The 20,432-nt window shown below is 45.9% G+C and carries 23 protein-coding genes; 8 read left to right on the forward strand and 15 right to left on the reverse strand.

What is annotated here, in order from left to right:
• Positions 1–382: 382 nt before the first annotated feature.
• The 4 genes from AC4PG5_RS02960 to AC4PG5_RS02975 all read right to left on the reverse strand — a co-directional run bounded on the left by AC4PG5_RS02960 (position 383) and on the right by AC4PG5_RS02975 (position 2,561).
• Positions 383–724 (reverse strand): DUF8612 domain-containing protein, encoded by a 342-nt coding sequence (locus tag AC4PG5_RS02960; RefSeq protein ID WP_492029970.1) that lies wholly within the window; start codon positions 722–724, stop codon positions 383–385.
• A 275-nt stretch (positions 725–999) separates the two neighbouring features.
• Entirely contained in the window at positions 1,000–2,007 is a 1,008-nt protein-coding gene (locus AC4PG5_RS02965; RefSeq protein ID WP_492029971.1) for a type II toxin-antitoxin system HipA family toxin, read from the reverse strand.
• Positions 2,004–2,327 (reverse strand): HipA N-terminal domain-containing protein, encoded by a 324-nt coding sequence (locus AC4PG5_RS02970; RefSeq protein ID WP_492029972.1) that lies wholly within the window; start codon positions 2,325–2,327, stop codon positions 2,004–2,006. The genes AC4PG5_RS02965 and AC4PG5_RS02970 overlap by 4 nt, the downstream gene beginning before the upstream one ends.
• A gap of 6 nt (positions 2,328–2,333) precedes the next feature.
• The gene (locus AC4PG5_RS02975) at positions 2,334–2,561 is read right to left on the reverse strand and encodes a helix-turn-helix domain-containing protein (protein WP_492029973.1); all 228 of its coding nucleotides are present in this window, start codon (positions 2,559–2,561) and stop codon (positions 2,334–2,336) included.
• A 134-nt stretch (positions 2,562–2,695) separates the two neighbouring features.
• On the opposite strand from AC4PG5_RS02975, the gene AC4PG5_RS02980 reads away from it, so the two are divergent.
• The 3 genes from AC4PG5_RS02980 to AC4PG5_RS02990 all read left to right on the forward strand — a co-directional run bounded on the left by AC4PG5_RS02980 (position 2,696) and on the right by AC4PG5_RS02990 (position 3,779).
• Positions 2,696–2,947: a hypothetical protein gene (locus tag AC4PG5_RS02980; protein WP_492029974.1), complete on the forward strand. Its 252-nt coding sequence runs from the start codon at positions 2,696–2,698 to the stop codon at positions 2,945–2,947.
• A gap of 159 nt (positions 2,948–3,106) precedes the next feature.
• Positions 3,107–3,340 (forward strand): hypothetical protein, encoded by a 234-nt coding sequence (locus tag AC4PG5_RS02985; RefSeq protein ID WP_492029975.1) that lies wholly within the window; start codon positions 3,107–3,109, stop codon positions 3,338–3,340.
• 193 nt (positions 3,341–3,533) lie between these two features.
• Positions 3,534–3,779, forward strand: coding sequence for a hypothetical protein (locus tag AC4PG5_RS02990; RefSeq protein WP_492029976.1), 246 nt, complete (start codon positions 3,534–3,536; stop codon positions 3,777–3,779).
• A 462-nt stretch (positions 3,780–4,241) separates the two neighbouring features.
• Here AC4PG5_RS02990 and AC4PG5_RS02995 read toward each other — a convergent pair whose 3' ends face one another.
• The gene (locus tag AC4PG5_RS02995) at positions 4,242–5,447 is read right to left on the reverse strand and encodes a hypothetical protein (protein ID WP_492029977.1); all 1,206 of its coding nucleotides are present in this window, start codon (positions 5,445–5,447) and stop codon (positions 4,242–4,244) included.
• A 284-nt stretch (positions 5,448–5,731) separates the two neighbouring features.
• Between AC4PG5_RS02995 and AC4PG5_RS03000 the strand changes: the two genes are divergently transcribed.
• Positions 5,732–7,258, forward strand: a complete 1,527-nt coding sequence (locus tag AC4PG5_RS03000) for a DUF7833 domain-containing protein (RefSeq protein ID WP_492029978.1) — start codon at positions 5,732–5,734, stop codon at positions 7,256–7,258.
• A 186-nt stretch (positions 7,259–7,444) separates the two neighbouring features.
• Positions 7,445–9,328, forward strand: a complete 1,884-nt coding sequence (locus tag AC4PG5_RS03005) for an AAA family ATPase (protein WP_492029979.1) — start codon at positions 7,445–7,447, stop codon at positions 9,326–9,328.
• On the opposite strand, the gene AC4PG5_RS03010 is transcribed toward AC4PG5_RS03005, so the two are convergent.
• The gene (locus AC4PG5_RS03010) at positions 9,297–9,545 is read right to left on the reverse strand and encodes a DUF4248 domain-containing protein (RefSeq protein ID WP_492029980.1); all 249 of its coding nucleotides are present in this window, start codon (positions 9,543–9,545) and stop codon (positions 9,297–9,299) included. The genes AC4PG5_RS03005 and AC4PG5_RS03010 overlap by 32 nt on opposite strands.
• Positions 9,546–9,912: 367 nt before the next feature.
• Here AC4PG5_RS03010 and AC4PG5_RS03015 point away from each other — a divergent pair, with 367 nt between their 5' ends.
• The 3 genes from AC4PG5_RS03015 (at position 9,913) to AC4PG5_RS03025 (ending at position 11,036) form a co-directional block, all read left to right on the forward strand.
• Positions 9,913–10,380 carry an HU family DNA-binding protein gene (locus AC4PG5_RS03015; protein WP_492029981.1) on the forward strand — a complete coding sequence of 156 codons (468 nt, stop codon included), beginning with the start codon at positions 9,913–9,915 and terminating at the stop codon, positions 10,378–10,380.
• A gap of 68 nt (positions 10,381–10,448) precedes the next feature.
• On the forward strand, positions 10,449–10,547 hold the full coding sequence (locus AC4PG5_RS03020) for a smalltalk protein (RefSeq protein ID WP_492029982.1): 99 nt from the start codon (positions 10,449–10,451) through the stop codon (positions 10,545–10,547).
• Between the two features lie 66 nt (positions 10,548–10,613).
• Positions 10,614–11,036: an N-acetylmuramoyl-L-alanine amidase gene (locus tag AC4PG5_RS03025; protein WP_492029983.1), complete on the forward strand. Its 423-nt coding sequence runs from the start codon at positions 10,614–10,616 to the stop codon at positions 11,034–11,036.
• Positions 11,037–11,094: 58 nt separating this feature from the next.
• Here AC4PG5_RS03025 and AC4PG5_RS03030 read toward each other — a convergent pair whose 3' ends face one another.
• The 9 genes from AC4PG5_RS03030 to AC4PG5_RS03070 all read right to left on the reverse strand — a co-directional run bounded on the left by AC4PG5_RS03030 (position 11,095) and on the right by AC4PG5_RS03070 (position 20,340).
• Positions 11,095–12,249 carry an IS256 family transposase gene (locus AC4PG5_RS03030; RefSeq protein WP_492028566.1) on the reverse strand — a complete coding sequence of 385 codons (1,155 nt, stop codon included), beginning with the start codon at positions 12,247–12,249 and terminating at the stop codon, positions 11,095–11,097.
• 236 nt (positions 12,250–12,485) lie between these two features.
• A complete protein-coding gene (locus AC4PG5_RS03035) occupies positions 12,486–12,734 on the reverse strand; it encodes a hypothetical protein (RefSeq protein WP_492029984.1) in 249 nt (82 codons plus the stop codon).
• Complete coding sequence (locus AC4PG5_RS03040; RefSeq protein WP_492029985.1) at positions 12,734–13,912, reverse strand: TolC family protein; 1,179 nt, start codon at positions 13,910–13,912, stop codon at positions 12,734–12,736. The genes AC4PG5_RS03035 and AC4PG5_RS03040 overlap by 1 nt, the downstream gene beginning before the upstream one ends.
• A 2-nt stretch (positions 13,913–13,914) precedes the next feature.
• Positions 13,915–17,037, reverse strand: coding sequence for an efflux RND transporter permease subunit (locus AC4PG5_RS03045; RefSeq protein WP_492029986.1), 3,123 nt, complete (start codon positions 17,035–17,037; stop codon positions 13,915–13,917).
• 20 nt (positions 17,038–17,057) lie between these two features.
• Entirely contained in the window at positions 17,058–18,242 is a 1,185-nt protein-coding gene (locus AC4PG5_RS03050; protein WP_492029987.1) for an efflux RND transporter periplasmic adaptor subunit, read from the reverse strand.
• A 12-nt stretch (positions 18,243–18,254) separates the two neighbouring features.
• Positions 18,255–18,392 carry a hypothetical protein gene (locus AC4PG5_RS03055; RefSeq protein WP_492029988.1) on the reverse strand — a complete coding sequence of 46 codons (138 nt, stop codon included), beginning with the start codon at positions 18,390–18,392 and terminating at the stop codon, positions 18,255–18,257.
• A 118-nt stretch (positions 18,393–18,510) separates the two neighbouring features.
• Positions 18,511–18,927, reverse strand: a complete 417-nt coding sequence (locus AC4PG5_RS03060) for a DUF6769 family protein (protein WP_492029989.1) — start codon at positions 18,925–18,927, stop codon at positions 18,511–18,513.
• Between the two features lie 91 nt (positions 18,928–19,018).
• Complete coding sequence (locus tag AC4PG5_RS03065) at positions 19,019–19,906, reverse strand: cation diffusion facilitator family transporter (RefSeq protein WP_492029990.1); 888 nt, start codon at positions 19,904–19,906, stop codon at positions 19,019–19,021.
• Between the two features lie 5 nt (positions 19,907–19,911).
• Positions 19,912–20,340, reverse strand: a complete 429-nt coding sequence (locus tag AC4PG5_RS03070) for a Fur family transcriptional regulator (protein WP_492029991.1) — start codon at positions 20,338–20,340, stop codon at positions 19,912–19,914.
• Between the last annotated feature and the right edge of the window lie 92 nt (positions 20,341–20,432).

Here is a 20,432-nt window from a genome sequence, read left to right on the forward strand (position 1 = left end):
TTTTATCGAAAATACTCTTTCGAGGTACGAGAAAGAGTATTTTCGATAAAAGCCTTGCCTTATTCATCCTTTCCATAAGAGGGGTGTTTACCAGATAAAAAGGAAAAATATATACTTCAAATCCAAAGAAATTCCTTACCTTTACAGCCGAGTTATTTGATAGTATTGCACCGTAAAATGCTGAAATACGCACGGTTACTAAATCGTTACTTCTGAAATTCAAAAACTCTGCGAAAAGTTTATTCTTCAACCGGTTAAGTCAAACCGATGATAATCTAAAATATATTTTTTCTATTTTTCATTCGATAGCTTGTGCCTTGAAGTTTTATGACCTCGCAACGATAAAGAAGTCACTTGAAGTTGTTCCGCTATTTAGGTGTCTTTATGAGAGAATATAGTCGTTAAGTAGGAATGGGATAACACCTACATCGACACTATATCCTCTCTGGATTATTTCATTGTAAATCATATTCTCCATAAGATGGGAGCGTTCTTGCTGATGAAAATTCAATTTTGCATTTCTTAATCCAAGATCAATAGAATAGTATTTCTGTATCGAACCAAAGTATTTTCTTCCTTTCACGTTGTATCTCTTAGCACTGCAAAATAGGAACGAATCTTCAAGATAATCAAGATAATTCTTAATAGTGTGGTCTGATGTGGACTTGTCAACCAATGTTGCTGCAGTGCCTGCAAGTTTATGAGGGTTTGTCAGTGAACCCACAGAAGATGACAGGTATATCTATTTTTTGAAATCAACAAGAATTTGCTTGTATTTACTGCAAATTTAGTCGCAATTGCGACCATTTTTGCAGTAAATACACGTTCGGAGTTAGATGTTGACGGTCTTTTACAATTATTGCCGGTGTATAATTTGCCTGTTTTTGTATGAAAGACATGCGCAAGCACACTGAAAAAAGTAACAGCTTTATGACGACAAAAAGAAGCAGGGGATATTCGGCAAAGAGGTGATGCTGTTTCTCTTTCTGCGAGTTCTTCTCACTTCCTATCCTCGAGTCTATTCCTGCGTTGACGGTATTCTGCTAAATAGGTCTTTTGGGTATCGGGTAGGAGGAAAGAGGCTTCTATGAGTTGCTCGGTGAGTGGATATGCAGCCGTGAATTGAGCTAAAATCTCAGTCACCCGTTTTTCACGGATCCCGATACGCTTCCCAAACGCTTCGAATGAGCGACCGTTGACCTTGCCGTTAAATTTCAAGAACTCCGATTGATCTCCTTCGCGAAACAGACCGCGACTCAAAGCAAAATCACTATCATCAACATGCAAATGTGTATTCAACAAGTCATAAGCGGGAGCCAATCGGAAGTCACCTCTCGACGTTTCAATCACAGAGAAATTCTTTAAATGGGCATCGCCGTTTGAGAAGAGAAAGTTGAAAAGTACAATTTTAAAGAACTTTTCAATCTCGATGCGCCATGCAGGGATATAGCGTTTGATGAGCTCACTCAGTTCTTCATAGCTGTATTCGTATTTATAGTTGCTTCCACCGTTTGTGGGCATTAAACCTGCCAATGAAGAAAAGTCCTCTTTGCGCAGCTTTGCACCTCCTGATCCAATATCAAAACGCTTCGTGATATAGGCCGACTCGCCGGTTTGGAAAAAACACAAGCCATTGGCTGCTGTCTCAATTCCGTAGACCTGTGAGGCGATCTGCATCGTCAGGTTTTCGTTCGCGGGAATCTCTTTCACTCTTCGTAAGCGACTGAGTGGGATCGGCTTTAAGATATGCGTACTTTGTTCTCCCTTTTGTGATAGACGAATTTTACCTTTGTCAATCACGCAGACCTCTTTGTCTTGTACTCCCGAAATGGAAACATGTTCTATGTTCGCCATAAACTTCTCGTTATCTGCTTCGTTTTTCTCCGGAGAATCATACGCAAGGATGTGGGAAACCTTTTTGCCGGCAAAGAGATTTTTCAGTGCAATGGGAGAATAAGTTTCATACCCTTCTGCAAGGGTCGACGGGCAATGGGTCAGTTTCATCATTGAATAGGTTTTAGGGTGACTGCTCCTATGGTATCGTGCGCTGTGGTGGCGAGAAGAAGTCCAAAATAATCTTTCTCGTCGATCTTCAACAAGCGGCATTGAGCTTCTTTGTTTGCTCCTTCAGAGAGTAGACTAAAGAAGAACGGGAACAGATAATCGCTTGTAAATCTCGCTTGCGTTTTAGGCAATGTTAAGCTCACTTCCGGCATCGAGGTGTTGGCTAGATATCCCGGTTCATACTCAAACACATAGCTTCCGTTGTCGGTCTCGGTCAGAGTTCCGGCTTCAATGCCTTTCATATAGACTTTTGCACTTCGCATGACTTATCATTTTAGTGGTTTCACACCTACGGTTATTTCCAACCCCAGCACTTCCAAAATCTTAATCAGTACCTCGATAGTCGGGTTTGCCTGTCCGCGTTCAATTTTGTAGAGGGTATTGACGCTGATGCCTGCAATATCGGCTAAATCGGGCTGTGTAATCATCAGCTCTTTTCTGCGGTGACGGATTTGCTCGCCGAGGGTGGTCCGTAATGAGTTGATTTGATGGTCCATATTCCTATTGTATTGTGATTCTAAAAACAAATATAGTGTATTTTTTTAGAAAACAAGCTTAAATCATATTTTATTGTGATTTTGAAGGATTTGAGATAGAGTTAAGATGCGATCGGTCTTATAATCACATTATAATGTGGTATTCCAAGGGAGATGATAAACCACTTTTTTGTGAAGTTGGAACCGCAGGATTCTTTAAAGGTAAAAATCCAAATGTTTCCATTCAAGAATTGAATTCAAATTGGATTGATGGAGAACATATCGTATATATAGGTAAAGCAACAGAACTATGTCGTAGACTGCGTCAATATATGAGTTTTGGACAAGGTAAAAACATCGGTCATTGGGGCGGTAGATATATTTGGCAAATACCGAGAATGGAATAAGGCTCGGTGCCAAATAGCTTATAAACATTAAACTTGTTTCTTCTTTTTTTTAGTTAAAAGGTGAAAATATGGTTAATTGTGGGTATAATGTTGAGAACAATACCTCTACTCTATCGTTTTATTTTTATATTTGTATTGTAATTTAAATAGGAGGTAAATATGTGCATATTAAAGGAAGTGGGACGTTTTATTAAAAATGGAGCTTCTACATTTCGTGATGCTTCTCAAGGGCATTATAAGCAAGACTCCGAAGCAATCTCTAAAATCAGAAAAGAGATTCTGGAAACAGATCGAAATCGAATTGATAATAAGAAAAATTTGATGGAAGATCGAAAAAAAATTGAGAGAGATGTTCGTAAATCTTTCAATGAAATGGCAATAAACAATGGGTAAGCAAGAATTAAAACAGTGAGAAACCCAAGTCTCTACAGGTAATGGAGTTGGAAAACAATTAGAACAGACTTATACTGTTGATGATAATTGCTTACCTTCACCTCAAGAATTATCGGCATATAAAGATATCGATCCTAAAATTATAGATTATCTTATTGAGGCTTCTGTAAAGGAGCAAAATCATCGACACAAAATGGATGAGAATAAGTTGAGTATAATTAGAAAGGCTGATACAAGGGATGGAAGAATGAATTGGTGGGGGATGTTTTTTGCTTTTCTTGCTATAGTTGCAATGGTAGCCCTTGCTGGTTATGCTCTTTATTTGGACAAACCTTGGTTTGCCGGAATTATGGGAGGTACTACATTGGTATCGGTAGCTTCTATCTTTATTAAACGTAACGATAGTGATAGAAAGCCATCTGGTAATACAAAAAAATAGTTGAAGTCTTTTAAAACTAGTCTTAAGCTGTAAATTAAATTTTACCGCTTTTTTTCTACTTTAATAAGTCTATTACAAAATATCTTCGAATCTATTCCTGCGTTGACGGTATTCTGCTAAATGGATTTTCTTGACGTTGGGTAGCAGGAAATAGGCTTCTATGGTATCTTGCGCTGTCGTGGTGTGGCACAAAGTTAAGATCTGCTGAGTTAGCGGATAATGCTATCAATGCTATCAATGAAGTCAAAAGTACCGTATTCTAGCTCCATGACGACCGCATCTCGGTGCGATAACGACCGCATTCCGGAGCTACAACGACCGTACTCCATTCCTTTGACCACCGTACTCCGTTTTCCTGACCACCGTACTCCGTTTTCCTGACCACCGTATCTCTTTCATCTAACCTCCTCCGTTGATTCTTAATGGTTTAAATCGTGTTAAAAATAAGATTTATTCACTTTTTTATGATTCCCTTTTTGTCCGTAATTTTCCATCGTGATTCTCGAAATTTAAATAGTTGTACATTCTTATTTGTCTTAATTTATTTAAATCTTCTGCTGTCGTGATAGCACTACGAAGCACGACTCCGGGCGCTCTGCGTACTCTTTCTTGTTGGGTGGTTTCTCGATTGATCTTTGGATTGGTCTCCGGATTGACCTTCGGATTGGTCTCCGGTTCAACTCCTCGGTCAACTTCCAAAGGGGTTATTCTATCGACCTTCGGAGGCGTTATTCGAATGCCCTCCGAAGTCGTTGCTCGATCGGTGGAACGTTGGTCAAAGATCACGGCTCGCAAGCCATAGCCTTGGGTGATGGCTTTGTAGATCTCGTCGAGGAAGACTTTCAAGGAGATCTCGACGTGAAGTTGACGAGCGTAAAAGTCGAGTAATTCGGAGAGAATTAGGCAGCGGGAATGACCTTGGGTTTCTGCGCTGTGGATGGTGTTGCGGGCGATGTGAGTCTCTTCTTCGACGTTTTCACGCGAAAGTCCACACAGCCAACGGAGTTGTTCTTCGAAATGTCCGATGCAGAGGCAGTTCTTCTCGGCATCTGAATGGTATTGGTCGATGAGTTGGTCGAGCCTATCGTAGGGGATTTCTAGCTTTGAGGGATGCGAACGGTTGGGTGCGACTGATAGGAGCGTACATTCGTTGGGCAAATTCCTGAAAGACTTCTCGTTTTTGAGATATTCTTGGTCTTCGGAGGGCCACTGGTTATGGTTTTCGGAAGGCCACGGTTCATCGCCTTTGGGATGTTTTTGGTCTTCCGATGGTTCGAATGGTTCAATGTCTTCAATCCCTTCGGTGTCTTCAATCCCTTCGGTGTCTTCAATCCCTTCGGTACCTTTGGTGGGGAGGATGGGGAGGAGTCGGATGGATTGGCCCTCTTCGATAGCCTTGAACACGAGGTTAAGAAATTCTGGTAAATAGAATTTACAACCGAAATAGCGAGGGTAGGGTTCGAAAAGAATGGCAACGTTGGTGGAAGTGCTGTGTCCTTCGCTCTCAATATAATTAATGGTGCGTTTCGGGAGTTCGGCGAGCTCTTCGAGGTCGATCACCGGTGTATGTGTCGATAATCGTAGATTATGTTCGAGTTGTCCAACTAACTTGCATCTTGTCATTGCTATATTTAGAAAATAATTGTCGTTTTCCTTTACTGTTTTCATTTTGTTTAAGATTTGTCTTGGTGTTTAATTTGTTCAAGTTACGGCTTTTGCGACTTTTAGACTGCGCAAAAAATTGCGCTATCACTTGATGTAGGGGGTGGTACCTTTGTCGTGTCATCGCAAGCGAATGGGATGACGCCGATTTAAGCGGTGGCCGAGTGACGTATTAAGACGTTGTTAAACTGTGAGTTACTCCCGTTTGGTACGTTGGCTAATGTTGTTGTTTAAACGGCTTTTTGATTTGTAATCAAAGAATACTTAAAACGATCTTAAATTTTAAAAAAATGAAAAAACTAGATGTGACGTTAAAAGAGGACTTGGGATTGATGGATGAACGGGTGTTGAACTTGATGGAATGTGAGGGCTTAGTCGGTTATGGGGCTTATATGATGTTGAATTATTTGCTCCGTCACCAGGAGGACTATCGTTTTCCGTTGGTGTTGCTTTCGACGGTGGCGCGTCTGGCGCATGTTCGGGCTAACTTCCTGATGAAAATCATTAAGAATTATGGGTTGTTTGTGATGGATGGGGAGGAGTTTTTCTCGCCGTCGGTGACCGATTTTATGCTTCGGTTGAGGATTAAAAAGCTCACAACTAAGGAAAATAAGTTACAGGGCGGTGATCCGAAGAAAAAGTCACTCAGTGAGCGTTCTGAGTTAACGAATGTGAAAAAAGAGATTAAGAAAACGTGTAACTCGTTGACTGACAGTCGCCAGCTTTCTACATACGCGGGCGCAAAGATTAATAGTATATCTCTATATAAGATTAGAGAGAGAAAAAAAGAAAAAAACAACGGCCAAATGCCTCAAAGACCAATGGCCGCGATTCCGAATTCTCAACAAAGGGTTTCGGCTAGATCGGATCAGCCAAGATCGGATCGGTCGGGAATGAATCAGTCAGGAATAGCTCAGCCGAGATCGGATCAGTCAAGAACAGCTCAGTCAAGAACGAATCAATCAAGAATGGATCGGTCGGGGATGGATTCGCCAAGAACGAATCAACGACCGGCTGTTGATCGTCCTGTTTCTTCTTCTTCCGGTCGGTCTACTGTTCGGGCGGTTTCTTATGAGTCCGCTACTCGGTCGGTTCCTAATGATTCTGCTACTCGGGTGGTTCCCAACCGTTCGGGTCGAGACAATCGGGGCTATGGGCGTTTGGAATCCCGGCCGTCGACTTCCCGGTTATCGGCTTCTCAGTCGCCTTCGTCTCGTTCATCTTCTTCTCGTTCATCTTCATCTCGTTTTACTCGAGAAGGATACTCTCGGTCGACGGTAGATCCTTGCTCCGGTTATGTTCCTGACGCTGAGTCTCCTGCCGCTGTTTCTGCCGCTGCTGCTGCCACGAGAGTTTCCTCGGGCAAGAAATCTTCTTTTGATTCTTTCCCTTCTTCTGCCTCGGAAAAGCCTTGGCGCGACTGGGTCGACGATCTGCTGGACGATGAGACGTACTTGCGTCAGGTGGCGATGCATTCGAAGATGGGTCGCGATTTTATGAAGTCGGTCGATCGAATCTTGGAACTGTTTAAGGAGCATGTGGAGCTGTACGGCACGTCAGGCGGGCTGGTCACGCGGTGCGATGTAAAGTATTACTTTTCCAACTTCATGCGTGAGGACTCGAACACGTTGAAGCTGCTGAAGAAGCGCTTGCAGGATGAGCAGGAGGCGCGTGATGCACGCAACCCGTATCGGTATGAGGTGCATCATGATGGACGACGGTTCTATCCGACAGGCGAAGAGATCCCGATGTATGCGACCCCACGGCCGTCGAAGTATTCGGTTTTTAGTCCGACCTCAGGTCGTTGGGTAGGCTAACTTTAGGTTGTCGGATAGAGTAACCGTGCATCGTTGGATGGGCTAACCGTACATCGTTGATGGGGTAACCGTGCATCGTTGTAAAAGATGGCGGGATCGCTTTAACCGACAGTGTGTGACTTTGATGCATCTATGTGTTTAGTTTGAAAAGAATAATCGTGTTTAACTTTAAAATAATCTACAACTATGGAATTTAGAGACTTTGCCAAATTCGGCATCGATACGCGTGGACGGTCGGCCGGACGTTTAAAAACGTATTGTGAAGAATGTCGGTCGACCCGCAAGAATAAACGTGACAAATCGCTGTATGTCAACCTCGATACGGGTTGGTGTCATTGTTACCACTGTGGGCATCGGTTTTATGTGCCCACGGTGCAGGAGGAACGGGAAAAGGAGGAGCGTCGGGAACGAAGCGTTCGGTCTGTGCCGCAGCATTTCCAACGTCCGGTGTTCGATGCCTCGAAGCTGACGCTCTCGGAGGAGGTGGAACGTTATCTGGTGGAGAAGCGGTGCATCTCGCAGAAGACGATTGCCGGGATGCGGATCACGGAGCAGACCACGGTGATGCCGCAGACGGGCAAGGCGGAACGGTGCATCTGTTTCAACTATTTCGAGGAGGGACAGTTAGTGAACACGAAGTTCCGCACGCTCGACAAGAAGTTTAAGATGCTCGCCGGGGCGGAGATTATCCCGTACAACATCGATGCGGTGCGGGATTCGCCCATCATGATCGTTACCGAAGGGGAGTTCGATGCGTTGGCGTTTGTCACGGCCGGGCGACCGTATGCCATCTCGGTGCCCACTGGGGCTCAGGCGAGTCTGGCGGCGTTCGATCGGTTTAAGGCGTCGCACTTCGACGATAAGCAGACCATCGTGATTGCGGTGGATCGCGATGCTGCGGGCGAGGGGCTTCGTCGGGCGTTGGTGGAGTACTTCGGGGCGTATCGGTGTCGGATCATGTCGTTTGGCGAGGGATGCAAGGATGCGAATGAGCACTTGCAACGTTATGGTGTGGCGAGCTTACAGGTGATGCTCGATCAGGCGAAGGAGGTACCTCTGGAAGGGGTGGTGACGGCCGATCGGGTGGTCGGCGAGTTTGAGGTGTTGTATCGCAATGGGTTGCAGTCGGGCGCACGCTCGGGTTGGGCGGCTTTGGACGATCTGTGCTCGTTCGAGTTGAATCGTTTGGCGGTGGTGACGGGTGTTCCGGGTTCGGGCAAGTCGGAGTTTGTCGATGAACTGGTGTTGCGTCTCTGTCTGTTGCACGGTTGGAAGATCGGCTTCTTCAGTCCCGAGAACGTGCCGGTGGTGTATCACTATAACAAATTGGCTGATAAGCTGTTGGGGCGTAAGTTTGAACAGGGAAATGGAGTCACGGAATTAGATTTTCGTCAGGTGGTCGGTTTCTTGCAGAAGAACGTGACGCACATCTGTCCCAAGGGTGAGGCATCGCCGCATCTGGTGTTCGATACGTGTCGGGAGTTGGTGAAGCGTCGCGGCTGTCGGGTGTTTGTGTTCGACCCGCTCAACCGGTTCGATCATACCATGCGTCCGGGGCAGACGGAGACGCAGTATCTGTCGTCGTTCCTCAACGAGATGACGCGCTTTGCGCAACAGTCGCATTGTCTGGTGATCTTGGTGGCGCATCCGCGTAAGATGAACAAGGATATCACGGGTAAGTCGCATCGTCCGGAGATGTACGATATCAGTGGTACGGCGGATTTCTTCAATAAAGCGGACTTTGGGTTGGTGGTCGACCGTGATGATGGGGCGGGCATCGTGAGGGTGTATGTCGACAAGGTGAAGTTTAAGCACTTGGGGAAGCCCGGTGAGGCGCTGTTTCGCTATAACGTGTTGAATGGGCGTTACTCGTCGTTTGGCGGCGTGGAAACCCTGTGCGAGCGGAACAAGAGTGCTGCCGACCGGAGGAGAGTGGAAGCGACAACGGATGAGTTGGGCGACGGGAATTGGCTCGATTGGCTCGAGGCGGATAGTCCGGAGGTGACGCAGTATGGGTTGGAGTTGCCTAACGCCTGTTTTAGTCGGGCTCGCCCAGATGACGCACGATGAGTCGCACTTCGCGGGCGGTGTACATCTTCGATTTGGGGTGAAAGTCGCCGCTGTCGATCTCGTCCATCAGACCGGAGCAGTTGCGCATCCAGCGGCGGAGCTTAGCCACGGCGACGTTGGGGGTGAGGGTTTTGAAATAGATGGTGGCCAGGTCGACCTTGTTGTAGCAGCGAATGGTGAATTTTGGTTCTTCCATAGGGGTCTTTATATCTTCCATAATTGTCTTGATTTTAATACGTTTAAATCTCTCTTTTATCCTTTAAATTTACTGTTTTTTGAGGAGATTTCAAAGGATTAGCGATTGAAAAGAGGGGCTTTCTGACCAAAGATCGAGCACGTTTTGAGGAAAATGAGGCGGTTTTCGGGCAAACGATCGGGGAGTCTGAGAGCTAAATATTGAGACTTGCAGAGATGGGCGTTGACTCTTTTGGGTTTTCTACGGAATTTAAATTTTAAACGTCGTTTATTGGATTTCTGTCGTTCAGTGTCGTTCAATGTCGTCCATTGACTTTGTGCGAGGTGGTATATTTGTCGTGTTAATTAACAAAGAAACTGAGTGTTTAACCTTTAAAATTAAAATGATTATGTCACAGAAATTTGTTGTTGTCAAGAGAAAAAATCCATTGAAGCCGACTCAGCCGGCGAAGTATTATGCGCAAGCCGTCAGAGAGAAACTGGTGGGCCTTGAGGATGTGGTGAAATGTATCGACCAACGGTCGACGTATTCGATAGGTGAGTTGAACGGGGTGATCGGGGAGTTCTTGCGTGAGTTGCACAACCAGTTGGAGGAAGGCAATAGTGTCTCTCTGGGTGAGTTGGGTTGTTTTAGGGTGACCATCAGTACGGGTAAACCGGTGGATGATCCGAAGAAGTTCAACCCCATCACCTGCATCAGTCGCTCGCGTGTGCGTTTCTTGCCGGGCAAGGATTTGCGCCAGCTCTGTAAAGCCATGGAGTTCTCGCTCAAAACGGAGGAGAAGAAGAGCACCGGTAAACCTGCCGGGGGTAAAACGGACGACGGAACCGGTGAGGCTCCAGATCCCATCGGATAACCACGGACTTCGGTTGTCTTTCTGAGATAGATATTTACAGTACGAACCTTTAAAACGAATTTGAACGGATGAAAAAGAATGTGTTTAAGCAAGTGCTTCAGATTATTATTACCATCGCTACGGCGATCATCTCTACCATCACGACGACCTCGTGCATGGGATTCTAAGGGGACCGTTTTACTTTATAATCGGTGAAATTAGCTGATTAACTAATTAAATGGTTAAATGAAGGAATGAAGAACCTTGAGAAGAATCTTAAATTAAGTCTGGCGGAGTACAATCCCCGCCGGATTTTTTATATTGTGGTACATTGTTCGGCCACGCGAGCCGGGCATCCGTTTACGGTGGACGACTTGTTGGCTTGTCACCTGCAACGGGGCTTTCGGAAGATTGGGTACCATTTGTACATCACCACCGATGGGGTGGTGCATCAGACGCGCCCATTCGCTGAGGTGGGGGCGCATGCGCGCGGGTTCAACCTCAACAGCATCGGGGTGTGTTATGAAGGGGGACTCGATGCTTTGGGACATCCGGCCGATACGCGAACGAAGGCGCAGCGAGAGTCGCTCCGACGGGTCGTCGAGGAACTGAAGAAGGTGTTCCCTCGTGCCGTGGTGGCGGGGCATTATCAACTTACGGCGAACATGCGTAGGTAATGTTCAGAAAAGTGTGTATGTTTTATTTCTTAGGCATAAATATTTCTCAAAAATATAATTATTCTGTTTTGATAAAAAGCTTTGATTCAAGAAAGTTGTAAATTGGATATTTAAATACATCTTTATTCATAGCCACATTGCCAAGCAATAATATCACAGAATCATAGTTTGGCATCGCGCCACGCATTTTCAGCACTCTTTTAAAATCCTTATTGAGTCGTTCAATCCAATTGGTTGTATATATCATACCTCTTATTTCTCTCTCATATTTGAAATAAGTGAAATAGAATTTGTACCTTTCATGTTTATACCTTTTAAGCATGGGGTAACTCTTCACCCATTTATCTATAAAATCTAGAAATTGTTTATGTGAGCTTTCAGGGGTGGCCAAATCTTGATCTGGCCTAAATACTATCTGCATTTCAGCCGCAATTATTTTTTTATCTCGAGGTTTAATTTTCCCCAATATATTCCTCTTTAAATGCACCGTGCACAATTGGATATCTGCACCAGGAAATGCATGTGCGATAGAATTTTCAATACTAGATAAGCCATCGCATACAAATAAATTAATCTCACTAACTCCTCTTTCTTTTATATCATCGAATATATCAAGCCAGTTGGAAGCACTTTCGGTTGGGAAATTCACAATTGATAAGACCTCACGAGTTCTATCTTCTTTTACTCCTAATATTACGTAGTATGCTTCATTTGAAACCGAGTCATTGCGCCTGGTGGCAACATACGTAGCATCAATATAAACGATTGGATAACGTGCATCTAATCTACGGTTCAGCCACGCAGAAACATCTCCACGTGCCGTATCAAGGAGCCGGCTTACTTGACTCTTACTATAATGCTTACCGTAAAATTCCTCAGAGATATCACCAACTTGCTTGGTGGTCAAGCCTTGAGCGTATAAACTACAAATTAAGCGCTGAACTTCAGCTTCTTGATCTTTAAGTACCCCTAATAAAACAGGATAAAAGTTGCTCTCACGACTCCGAGGAACGCGAATCTCAAACATTTGACCGCCATGACATACTCGACGATCACGATAGCCATTACTCACATCATCAGTCTGAGAATTATAAATCTTACGCTCTGATTTCATTAAGGATTCCATCCCTAAACGGATTAATTCCTGAAATCCTTCTTTACCATTTGTAAGTGAAGAAATAATTTCAGACATTTGTTCTTGTGTAAATTCCATTTCTCTTTCATTTTAGGTTACAATACAAATCTAAGAAATATTGGGATTTACACACTTTTTAAAACGCTATCCATGCGTAAGGCGTGCCCCTGCTTTGATGCACGGGCGGAGTATAAGTAAGAGCCTGTGCTAGGAATGGGATCGACAAAAAAAGGTGACTCTGCTTCTAATTGAAGCAGGGCCACCCTTTTTATTGAACCCATCTATTGGATCGTTTAGTTACCGGATCGTTGAACTCACCGACTCCCGTAGATCACATGAGGTAACGCATAGAAGATCAGTAGTGAACATACAATTTCCATGAGGGGATAATAGTTGAAAAAGCAATCCTCACTTCCGCATCTTGAAACGAAATACCAGAAACAGAAACCGGCAACTGCACCACTCGACAGACTAGCGATCACCACCCATCGGGGTGGGCCGCTTTTTCGCTTTTGACGTTTTGCCTTTTCTCGTTCTAAAGCGCGTCTGTATCTACGTTTCATTAGAGTTCGACAGCAGACAGTTCTGCAAAGGCTTTCTGATAATCAAGTTCTGCTTTTAAAGCTTGATCGATCGTGTTGTAGTAAAGCCCCACTTCTACGATATAATCTAACATTGAGATCTGCCCGGTATCAAGCGCTTGTTTGAGCAGGGTACTGTTGTTGGCATTCTTCAATGATGCTCGGTAAGTCTCTGCCACTTTCTTCAGTCCCAGGGTGCGAGAGTAGAGGGTTTGTAGCTGAATGAAGAATTGTTGCTTGGTATCAATCTTCCGACTTTCTGCCGCACGAACGGCACTCTTGGCTTGTTTCACCCGGTTCTTATTCGACCATAGAGGGATCGAGATCCCGATCGATATGCCTTGATACCGTTGTCCGACGACTTTCTCACTCATATAGCCGGTCGATAACGTGGGCAGTCCCATGGATCGACTGAGGGAGACTTGCTTTTTGCTGAGCTCCACCTCCTGTTTGACATACGATAGGATTGGATTCTTCTCTTCTGCTATGCTGTACCATTGAAGAAAATCAATCGGCATATCGATGGCCTCAAACCGAGAGGGGTTGAAAGAGGGGACTTTCCCTCCATTCAACCGGGTCAGTTGGGAGAGGGCATTGTTGCGTTCGGTCTCGATGCGGGAGATCTCTCCTTTGACGTTGGATAGATTGAGTTGAGCGTTGTTGTATTCCAAGATATTGCCTTCACCACTCTTTAGGCGCTCTTTCTGTCCCACGGCAATGGCTTCGGCATGGGCTAGGCGGAGAGTCAGCTCGTCCACTAGGGAATTGTAGTAGATCCAGTCTAAGCCGTAGTTCTTCGCTTCAAGCAAGAGGCTCATCCGGTCGGCCTTGTATTGCCAATCGACGAGCTTGTTTTGTTGATCGGCGACTTTCCTTTTCAAACCGGTGATGGTCGGAAAATCGAAACTCTGCTTAATGCTGAGGTCTTGGCGCTTTCCAATGGTGGAAGGGTTGCCCCAGAGATAGTTGAAACCAATCTCCGGGTCTGGTAAAGAGAGGCCTGTACGCTGACCTAACTTCTGTGCATCGGCCGACTCTCGCAAGGCTTTGAGCGTCGTATTGTTTTGTTCGATGGTGTTGAGCAACTCATCGATCGAGTTTTGTGCAAAGAGCGAACTTGTCGCTACAATTGCGATGAGGGTTAAAATGATTTTCTTCATGGTTATGCCTCCTTGATTTCGTCGTCGGTAATGACTTCTTCGACGATTTGTTTGTTGGTAAAAAGATACATAATCGGAATGATGAACGCGTTGAGCAGCGTTGAGGTGAACAGTCCCCCTAAGATCACGATGGCCATCGGACTTTGAATCTCATTCCCCGGTAGATCTCCCCCGATTGACAAGGGGATAAGCGCCAATCCGGTGGTTAATGCGGTCATCAGAATCGGATTTAATCGATCTAAAGAACCGTGCAAGACACTTTCTTGTGCTGAATATCCTTCGTCTTGGAGATCGTTGTAACGGGAGATGAGCAACATACCGTTACGCGTTGCGATACCAAAGAGGGATATAAATCCGATGATGGCCGGGATGCTGATGACCCCTCCTGTGATCCAGATGGCTACAACACCACCAATAATGGCTAACGGTAGATTGAGCAGGATAACCACCGATTGCGTCACACTCCTAAATTGATTAAAGAGCAGTAGGAAGATGGCGAATATCGAGAAGATCGACGTCATCATCAACGTGCGTGATGCGGCTTGCTCGCTCTCAAACTGACCGCCATACTCAATACGGTAGTTCTCCGGAAGTTTGATCTTTTCGTCTACAATCTGTTGAATGTCGGTTACAACTCCCAGCAAATCGCGACCGGCTACATTGGCGGAGATAACAATCTTTCGAGAGACGTTCTCACGGTTAATCGTGTTGGGACCAACCGAGGAGGTTATCTCGGCAATGTGACTGAGGGGGACTTTCCGCCCTTTGGCATCGACGATGAGGTTCCGGATCTTGTCGGCTGTCTCACGACTGGCATCGTTTACCTTAAGCGTTAGGTTGAACGATTTGTTGCCTTCGTAAACTTGCGAAACGACTTCTCCGGCGAGCATGACATTGACGATCTCGGCAAACTCGGGAGGGGTGATCCCATATTTGGCTAATACTTCACGCTTGGGCTCGATCTTTAACTGTGGACGTTCGACTTGTTGCTCCACATTTAAGTCCGCAATCCCCTTAACGTCTTTAATGGCCCCCTTGATCTGATTACCGATGGAAAACATTTGGTTGAGATCGGTTCCGAATAGTTTGATGGCGATACTTGCGCGTGTGCCTGATAGCATCGCATCGATACGGTGGGTGATGGGAGCCCCGACTTCGACGTTGGCACCGGGAATGTTTTTCACCTTTTCACGGATCTCGGCCAAGACTTCTTCTTTGGAGCGTTTGTCGAGGATAAAAGGAGCTTCTATCTCTGAGACGTTGACTCCTAAGGCATGCTCGTCGAGCTCGGCACGACCGGTCTTGCGGCCAACGGTCTGGATCTCCGGAATTGTCAGTAGCTTCTCTTCGACCATACGGCCAACCTTGTCGGATTCTTCCAAAGAGATGCCCGGAAGAGTGCTCACACTGACGGTGAATGAGCCTTCGTTAAAAGGGGGTAAGAAGCTACGCCCTAAGGTGGTGAAGATCACGATGGCACCAATCAGCATGGCACCGGTGATCGACAGCACGACTTTCTTATGCTGAAGGGCCCACGTGAGTAGTCTGTCGTATCCCTGCTTGAGCTGACGGGCAATCCAAGGTTCTTTTTCGGGCTCTTTATTGTTCTTCTTGGTTTTATTCAAGAGGTAACTACACAAGACCGGCGTAAGGGTTAAGGCGACTAGAGTGGACGCACATAGAGCCACGATGAAGGCAATGCCTAGCGGTGCCAACATGCGGCCTTCCATACCTGAAAGGAAAAATAGGGGCACGAAGCTGGCAATGATGATCAAGGTGGAGTTTAAGATAGGCATACGCACTTCCTTACTGGCATCGAAGATCACGGTCATCACGCTCTTGCGTTCGCTCTCGGGTTTGTTTCGGTTCTCTCGCAGGCGTTTGAACACGTTTTCCACATCGACAATGGCATCATCGACCAGTGATCCGATGGCGATGGCCATACCTCCCAGACTCATCGTGTTAATGGTAAGCCCCATCCATTTGAGGGCGAGTATCGAGGTCACCAGAGCGAGAGGGATAGTCACCAACGAGATCAGGGTGGTGCGGACATTCATCAAGAAGATGAAAAGGACGATAATGACAAAGATCGCACCTTCGTAAAGGGACTTTTGTACATTATCGATCGAGTTGTTGATGAACCGCTCTTGACGATAGATGTCGGTGGCCATCTTTACATCGGCCGGCACCCCTTTTTGTAATTCCACAAGTGCGGCATCGAGCTGATCGGTCAGATCGAGTGTGCTGGTATTGGGCTGCTTGGTGATGGTCATGAGGACGGCCGGCTTTGTGCGCGTGGAGGCCAAACCGATTTGAGGGGCTTTATTGCCGATCTTCACCTCGGCTATATTTTCGAGTAGAATGGGGACATCGTCGACTGTCTTGACGACGGTTTTACCCAAGGCCTCTACGTTGTCGGTCGAAAGGACGCCACGAATAATATATTCGCTTCCATATTCGTACAACACTCCACCTGCCGCGTTCTGATTCATGTTTAACACCACAGCGTTGACTTCATTTAAGCCGACGTTGTAATGCTTCATTCGTTCCGGGTTAAGAAGGATCTGGTATTCTTTGATCTCTCCACCAAGAACGGTGACCTGTGCCACACCGCCGGTGGCCAAGATGCGTGGACGTATGGTCCAGTCGGCCATCGTGCGGAGCTCTTGTAGGGACGTGGTGTCGGAAGTGAGCGACACAAACATCAACTCTCCTAGAATGGACGATTGGGGGCCAAGTGTCGGATTCCCCACGTTGGAGGGGAGCTGATCTTTGACCATCGCCAGCTTCTCGGAAACAATCTGACGGGCAATGTAGATGTTGGTTCCCCAATTAAATTCGACCCATACGATAGAGAACCCGGTGGTCGATGAGGAGCGGACACGACGGACATCGGTCGCCCCGTTGACGGCGGTTTCGAGGGGAAAGGTGACCAATCGCTCCACTTCTTCGGGAGCCATGCCTTTGGCTTCTGTCATGACAACAACGGTAGGCGCATTGAGGTCCGGAAAAACATCGACCTCCATATTGGTAGCGGTGAATATTCCGCCTATCATCAACAATACGGATGCAACGAGTACGACCAACCGATTGTTGAGAGAAAATTTTATGATCTTATTCAACATAGCTTAACTTCTTTCAAGGGTTAATGATTATGACCTTCGGGAATTGCACCGGATGCGGAGGCTAATTTCACTTGCGTCACGCCGGTTATAACTACCTTTTCGCCGCCTTGTAGGCCTTTGGTGATTTCAACGCGTTCGCCATTGTTCTGGCCCACTGTCACTTCTTGTTTGATGAAGGCTTCGGGCTCTACTTGAAGGTAGATGTAATGGACGCCTTGCTCATCGGTCAGCGCCGAGACGGGCACAGAGATGATATTTGTCCGTGGTGCGGCCAACAGGTAGATCTCGGCAAATGTCCCGGGAACAAGATGTCCGACGTTGTTGAACTCGAAAGTCACCGGAATATAAAACGACTCATTGTTGGTGGTTTTACCATAAGAGAGTAGCTTGCCATTCATCTCGGACAACTTATAGATGGTGGGATCGTAAGTGGTCTTGAAATTGGCGCTGCTGATGTTTTGCAGATCTTTAAAATACTTATCCGAGACTTCTGCGCGAAGTTGAAGATGACGGTTTTGAGTCACCGTGGCTATGGGCTGTCCTATAGAGACATAATCGCCTTGGCTCACCAAACGATTCTTAAGATAGCCATTGATCGGAGAGGGAACTCGGATACCCGATGTGGTGACATTGGCTGCTTGTGCCTCATAAGCGGTTTTGGCAGTCATGTATCTCGACTTGGTCTGTTCGAATTCTCTCGCGGAGATAATCTTATCTGCCACTAGCTTCTCGGCTCGTTGATACTCTTTTTGTGCGGTCTCAAAGGCTATCTTAGCTTTGATTGCCGGGTCACCTTCTTGCAGGTTCTTGGCCGAGATGGTGACGATGGCTTCTCCTGTACGAACAGCGATACCATCGGTAATAGAAGGGTTTACAAACGAGACAATGCCGGAGCTGGTTGCCGCTATGGTTTGCTCATTGCCTTGTGGAGCCTGAACTTGTCCGCTCGTCTTAATGACATGGCGGAATGAAGAAGGGCTGACGGTTTCGGTGGTTAATCCTGCCGCTTCGGCTTGCTTGGCGGTAAACGCAATCTCGTCGGCATGTTCACCTTCCTCGGCTTCACTGCCATGATCGTGACCATCACCTTCGGCATGCTGTTCCTGAGCTTCTTTCGAGTGATCTTGATCCTTATTAGTCGATGAATTGCAACTCACCATAAATAGTGAGGCTATTATGAATAGGCTAAATAGAGTTGTTTTCATTTTTTTTCTGTTTTAAAATTGTTTTGAGATGGAGAGTCCTCCTTGTTGTCCCGTTTCTCTGGCATGTCCGGAAGTTGCCCGGACACCGGTTTCGTGATGAGCCGACAGGGGTGCTATGGTTCCGTATAACATCTGTGATGTCGGAATCATAAACGATTGAGCCGGAATGGAAACGGCGGATTGTAAACGGTGGTGTACGTTTAGAAATACAGAACCTGAGGTGCCTCAATCGAGAGAGGCACATGGAAAAAGACCCGAGGATGGGGCTTTAGACTAGCGTAAAAGGAGGGGCTCTTAACCCGTTGGAGGGTATGACCTCGGTAGAGAGGTCATGGATGATATATGCACTATATAGAAGCTGTGTTCTGACGTCGATGTCGGAGCTAAGCGCACGATTTAACGGGGCCAAATCGGCCGATGGTATGAAATAATGGCCGGATGAAGCCGGATGTTTCTGATCTGATTTAGCCGTGAGGTACTGAATATTTTCAATACATAAAGTCGCCGTAACGGGCTTTGGTAGCGACTCTTGATGCTCGATGTAGTCGTGCCCGGAGCCGCTGTCTTGCTCGCAACGTTCAACAAGGCATGGTATACCTTCGTGATGATGATGAGGTATATAAGGGGCTATCAATAAGATGAATACTGATAGAACAATCCATGGGATGTGACGTTTTTTACTCAATGCTTTTGATGTTTATTACTCAATGCTTCTGATGTCTTTTGCAAATATAGGGGTCTCTTTCTGCAACCTGGTTGCAAAAGTCGATTATTCTTTAATTGATCTCCTCACAAGAGGTTAGACAAGTCGAATCCGGACTCTCTAACTCGATCGTAGAGTGAGTGATCTGGTATTCGGATGCAATTTCTATCACTTGTTGTTTGATTGCCGTGGGATCCTCTCGGCGAGTCACGAGATGTAGCGTCATGACGTGTGATTCGCCGTCAAGACTCCAGAGGTGGAGGTCGTGAATAGAGAGTATGCCATCGATCTTTAATAGCTTGTCTTTTAATTCATCGGTTGCGATATCTTCGGGGATCGCTTGAAGGAAGATCTGAAAGGTGGCTTTGATGTTTTTGTAGACGTTGCTCAGCACCCAAAGACTAATGCCCAATGAAAGCAGGGGATCTAAACTTGGGAACTTGGCAAATTGCATGATCACGCTGACCACAAGTACGGCAATCCAGCCCAAGACATCTTCCATGATGTGCAAATAGACCGAACGCTCGTTGATGGACGAGCCTTTTTTTACCCTCAGTGCTGCAGCTCCATTGATCAGAACGCCGAAAATAGCCAGCCATAACATGCCTTGTGCATCGACTTCGGCGGGGGTGATGAGGCGTTTAACCGCTTCTATGATAATAAAGATCGAGCTGACCGTTAATACGCCGGATAGAAAGACACTTCCTAGCAATGAAAATCGCTTATAGCCATATGAGTATTTGGCATCTCTTTGATGTTTGGATTTCCGTTGTAGAAACCAAGCGATGGCTAATGAGAGTGAATCTCCAAAATCGTGTAAGGCATCGGATAGGATGGCAATACTGTTGGTCATGAGGCCTCCTACAAGTTCAATGACGACAAAGACTGAATTGAGAATAAAGGCAATCGAGATATTTTTCTCGGCATTACTTTTAGGTGAATGATTGTGATGATTTCCCATGATGGTTATGATTTAGTGAGTGAACATTTATTGCAAATCCCTTTAATAATGTAATTGATCTGAGTCATCGTGAATCCTTGGGGTAGAGGGATCTCCGGAATCGTAACACTGTCGTCCAGACAGAAGGTCTTTTTGCATGTCTTGCAGTAAAAGTGACAGTGTGATTCGTGCTCGTCACAGGCTCCGTAATTCGGGCATAAGCAATATTTCATCACGCCGCTTCCGTCTTCAATGCTGTGGACTAGATGGTGCTCTTCAAAAAGAATCAGTGTCCTAAAGATTGTGGACTTATCTATGTGGAGCAGAACATCTTCAATGTCACGAAGACTAAACGTGTTCTTTTGGTTGGTCATAAACTGAAAGATCAAAACGCGTGTGGTGGTTGGTCTGATTCCAAGATCACTGAGCAAATCTATAATAAAATCTTCTTTCATAATCGTCTGTTTTATCTGTTTGCAAAGATAAAAGGATTTAAATGCAAGTTGGTTGCAAAGTTTAAAGTCGAGAAGAAAAACGAGTAAGACGT

It is taken from the genome of Bacteroides sp. QWL-09 (assembly GCF_058683585.1).

Coding starts and splice junctions, on each gene's coding strand:
- AC4PG5_RS03070 (WP_492029991.1), bottom strand. CDS start 20,340: ATGAAAGAAGATTTTATTATAGATTTGCTCAGTGATCTTGGAATCAGA.
- AC4PG5_RS03040 (WP_492029985.1), bottom strand. CDS start 13,912: ATGAAGAAAATCATTTTAACCCTCATCGCAATTGTAGCGACAAGTTCG.
- AC4PG5_RS03055 (WP_492029988.1), bottom strand. CDS start 18,392: ATGATTCCGACATCACAGATGTTATACGGAACCATAGCACCCCTGTCG.
- AC4PG5_RS02995 (WP_492029977.1), bottom strand. CDS start 5,447: ATGAAAACAGTAAAGGAAAACGACAATTATTTTCTAAATATAGCAATG.
- AC4PG5_RS02980 (WP_492029974.1), top strand. CDS start 2,696: ATGTGGTATTCCAAGGGAGATGATAAACCACTTTTTTGTGAAGTTGGA.
- AC4PG5_RS02965 (WP_492029971.1), bottom strand. CDS start 2,007: ATGATGAAACTGACCCATTGCCCGTCGACCCTTGCAGAAGGGTATGAA.
- AC4PG5_RS02990 (WP_492029976.1), top strand. CDS start 3,534: ATGGATGAGAATAAGTTGAGTATAATTAGAAAGGCTGATACAAGGGAT.
- AC4PG5_RS03015 (WP_492029981.1), top strand. CDS start 9,913: ATGTCACAGAAATTTGTTGTTGTCAAGAGAAAAAATCCATTGAAGCCG.
- AC4PG5_RS02970 (WP_492029972.1), bottom strand. CDS start 2,327: ATGCGAAGTGCAAAAGTCTATATGAAAGGCATTGAAGCCGGAACTCTG.
- AC4PG5_RS02975 (WP_492029973.1), bottom strand. CDS start 2,561: ATGGACCATCAAATCAACTCATTACGGACCACCCTCGGCGAGCAAATC.
- AC4PG5_RS03065 (WP_492029990.1), bottom strand. CDS start 19,906: ATGGGAAATCATCACAATCATTCACCTAAAAGTAATGCCGAGAAAAAT.
- AC4PG5_RS03045 (WP_492029986.1), bottom strand. CDS start 17,037: ATGTTGAATAAGATCATAAAATTTTCTCTCAACAATCGGTTGGTCGTA.
- AC4PG5_RS03030 (WP_492028566.1), bottom strand. CDS start 12,249: ATGGAATTTACACAAGAACAAATGTCTGAAATTATTTCTTCACTTACA.
- AC4PG5_RS03010 (WP_492029980.1), bottom strand. CDS start 9,545: ATGGAAGATATAAAGACCCCTATGGAAGAACCAAAATTCACCATTCGC.
- AC4PG5_RS03025 (WP_492029983.1), top strand. CDS start 10,614: ATGAAGAACCTTGAGAAGAATCTTAAATTAAGTCTGGCGGAGTACAAT.
- AC4PG5_RS03000 (WP_492029978.1), top strand. CDS start 5,732: ATGAAAAAACTAGATGTGACGTTAAAAGAGGACTTGGGATTGATGGAT.
- AC4PG5_RS03035 (WP_492029984.1), bottom strand. CDS start 12,734: ATGAAACGTAGATACAGACGCGCTTTAGAACGAGAAAAGGCAAAACGT.
- AC4PG5_RS03050 (WP_492029987.1), bottom strand. CDS start 18,242: ATGAAAACAACTCTATTTAGCCTATTCATAATAGCCTCACTATTTATG.
- AC4PG5_RS03005 (WP_492029979.1), top strand. CDS start 7,445: ATGGAATTTAGAGACTTTGCCAAATTCGGCATCGATACGCGTGGACGG.
- AC4PG5_RS02985 (WP_492029975.1), top strand. CDS start 3,107: ATGTGCATATTAAAGGAAGTGGGACGTTTTATTAAAAATGGAGCTTCT.
- AC4PG5_RS03020 (WP_492029982.1), top strand. CDS start 10,449: ATGAAAAAGAATGTGTTTAAGCAAGTGCTTCAGATTATTATTACCATC.